Annotated in this window: 3 protein-coding genes; all 3 read right to left on the bottom strand. The window is 46.7% G+C overall.

Features of this window, described 5'->3' with window-relative positions; genetic code table 11:
* Nucleotides 1-481: GNAT family N-acetyltransferase (locus tag FWJ59_RS08960; protein WP_414481595.1), on the bottom strand; the 481-nt coding region annotated here is incomplete at its 3' end.
* Between the two features lie 72 nt (nt 482-553).
* Nucleotides 554-1,522 (bottom strand): ornithine carbamoyltransferase, encoded by a 969-nt coding sequence (argF, locus tag FWJ59_RS08955; protein ID WP_414481594.1) that lies wholly within the window; start codon nt 1,520-1,522, stop codon nt 554-556.
* A 27-nt stretch (nt 1,523-1,549) separates the two neighbouring features.
* A complete protein-coding gene (locus FWJ59_RS08950; protein WP_414481593.1) occupies nt 1,550-2,806 on the bottom strand; it encodes an acetylornithine transaminase in 1,257 nt (418 codons plus the stop codon).
* Between the last annotated feature and the right edge of the window lie 330 nt (nt 2,807-3,136).

The following is a 3,136-nucleotide window of genomic DNA, read 5'->3' as shown; positions in this document are numbered from 1 at the left end:
CATGGCATTGCTCCAGCTCTTTGCACATGAGGGCGCGAATGTAGCCGCGGTCGGTGGATGTGGAATGGATGTAAAAACCCATTCCATAATAAAAGCGTACCAGGGATGTCATTTTTGAAGCGGTATGCAGCGCAAGGGCTGACAGCCCCAATTCCCTGGCTTCTTGTTCCACTGCTCTGATGAGGGCTTTCCCCACGCCGCAGTTTTGTACGTCAGGGCGCACGCCAAAACGGCTTATATAGCCCACTTTTCCGGGTGGCAAAACCTCCAGGCGGATGGTGCCCGCTGGCTGGCCATTGAGAAAGGCTATGAATATGGTCTTTTTTCGCAGCTCTTCTAGGATGGTTTGGGGCGTTTCTTTAAGTGCTGATATCTTGTTCGGAAATCCAAGTTCCCTGGCATATGCTTGGAAAGCTTGTTGAACGATGTCGTGTATGGCAAAGACATCTTGCTCGGAAGCCTTTTTTATCACCAAATCCATCTTTATCCCTCTCCTTTTACGAGACAATTAAAATGAAAAGCCAAAATCTTTGATGTTCGATAGATAACAAGATTAATTTGCTTTATTTCCCATCAATAGCACCATGATGGCTTTATGCACGTGCAGCCGATTTTCAGCCTCGTCAAAGACTGCCGATTGCGGGCTGTCTATAATGTCATTAGTCACTTCCTGGCCGCGATGGGCCGGAAGGCAATGCAAGAAGATAGCATCGCCTTTGGCATGCCAAAACAGCTCCTTGTTGACCTGGTATGGGGCAAAAACCTTTGCACGGCTTTCTGACTCGTGCTCCTGCCCCATGCTGGCCCATACGTCGGTATATACCACGTCTGCATCGCGTATGGCTTCTATGGGGTCATTGGATATCAATACATTGCTCCCAGTAGCTATTCCGTTTTCCTTTGCCATTTTGACTATCTCTTCTTTCGGCTCATAGCCCTTGGGAGAGGCTATGGATATATGCATGCCTACTTTGGTGCATCCTATAAGCAAGGAGTGGGCCACGTTATTCCCATCTCCTATGAAGGCCAGTTTAAGGCCGCTTAAAGTACCTTTCTTCTCGTATATGGTCATGAGGTCGGCCAGTATCTGGCATGGATGCAAAAGGTCGGTAAGCCCATTTATGATGGGGACGGAGCTGTATTTGGCCAATTGTTCTACGTCTTCCTGCTTGAAGGTCCTTATCATTATCCCATCTAGATATCGAGACAATACCCTGGCGGTATCGCTTATAGCCTCTCCGCGGCCTAGCTGGATGTCGTTGGCGTTTAGGAAAAGGCCATATCCTCCCAGCTGATATATGCCCACCTCAAAGGAAACCCTGGTTCGAGTGGAGGACTTGGTGAATATCATGCCCAGGGTTTTGCCCTTAAGATAGGGATGGGGGATGTTGGCTTTGAGCTTTTTTTTAAGATCAAAGGCGGTGCTCAACACCTGATATATTTCATCCTGGCTGTAATCTTGTAGGGTTATAAGGTGTTTTTGTGAGAAAGGCTTTTGGGGCTTGTAATTGTAAAGGTCCACCTACAATTCACCCCTTTTATAGTATTCTTAAGCAGTAGTGCGGCATTGCGCGCCATTTTTCACGGTTAGGCTGAATCCCTGGCTTTCCAATACCTGTTGGAATATCCCATCCAAAGCGTCTATCAGGCCGTCAATTTCCGCTTTAGTAATCACCAGCGGGGGTAGGAACCTCAAAGTATTGTGCCCGGCGCAATTTATGATGTACCCTTGCTTAAGAGCTGCATTTACTATTTCTTTACCCGGGACGGAGGATTCAAGCTCCATGCCCAGCATGAGGCCCTTTCCCCTCACATCCTTTATGAAGGGGTATTTATCCTTTAGGTACATAAGCCTTTGCTTGAAATGCTCTCCCAGCTGGGCACACCTATCGATCAACCCTTCATTTAGAAGGGTGGTGATCACGGCTATGGCTGCCGCACAGGCCAAGGGATTTCCTCCAAAGGTGGACCCGTGGCTGCCGGGGTCAAAGGCTGATGCCACGCTTTCCTTAGCTATTATGGCTCCTATAGGCACGCCTCCGCCTAATCCCTTTGCAAGGGTGATGATGTCGGGTTGTATGCCAAAGTGTTGATATGCAAACAGCTTACCGGTCCTTCCCATGCCGGTTTGAACCTCGTCCAGTATGAGCAAGATACCCATTTCGTTGCACAGCTGTTTCACGCCCTTTACATATTCATAAGTAGCTTCGATAACTCCGCTTTCGCCCTGTATTAGCTCCAGCATGATAGCACATGTTTTGGGGGTAATGGCCTTTTTTAAAGCTTCCAGATCGTTATAGGGTACGCTTTTAAAACCCTTAGGCATGGGGATGAAGGGTTTCTGGTATTTCTTTTGGCCTGTGGCTGCAAGGGTAGCCAGGGTTCGGCCATGGAATGAATTGGTAGCGGTTATTATCTCATATTTATTCATGCCCTTATCATAAAAATATTTTCGGGCCAGCTTGATAGCCCCTTCGTTGGCTTCGGCTCCGCTGTTTGCAAAGAATACTCTATCGCCGCAGCTGTTTTCCACCAGAAGTTTTGCCGCTTGGGCCTGAGCTTCTATATAAAACAGGTTCGAGCAATGGAGCAGTTTTTGGGCCTGGGAGGTGATGGCTTCCACCAGGGCAGGATGGCCATATCCCAGCACGTTGACTGCTATTCCGGCCACAAAATCGGTGTATGCCTTTCCCTCTTTATCGTATAGGGTGGATTGCCTGCCATATTCGAATATTACTGGCAGCCGTTCCCCGAAAACATTCATGTAGTACTTCTTGTCAAGGGCTATTATTTCCTGCGTATTCACCTTTTACCCTCCCTAAATAAATTGTATTTATAATTATACAATAATATGAATAAAAATGCAACCAATTGAGTACCATCATCCTTATTTTTAAAGAATAGTTTCTTTGACAAACAAACTATTGATTATCCCATAAAAAGCGTATATACTCTTATTTGGTCGGATGTTTCTAGGCTTACCCAAATTTGCGGTGTATGGGGGGATTAGATCATGAATAAGAGATGGCCATTGCTTTTGATGGCGCTCATGATAACGGCCTTTCTTTTATCGTGTGCTCAAAGAGGAAATGTAGCTCAACCGGGGGATATAAAGGAAAATGGCGTTTCGGATGCA

The sequence above is a fragment of the Caldicoprobacter sp. genome (assembly GCF_047459465.1).
Lineage (GTDB): Bacteria > Bacillota > Clostridia > Caldicoprobacterales > Caldicoprobacteraceae > Caldicoprobacter.
Note: the sequence above shows the minus strand (reverse complement) of the source record. Positions and strands in the feature narration are given on the sequence as shown.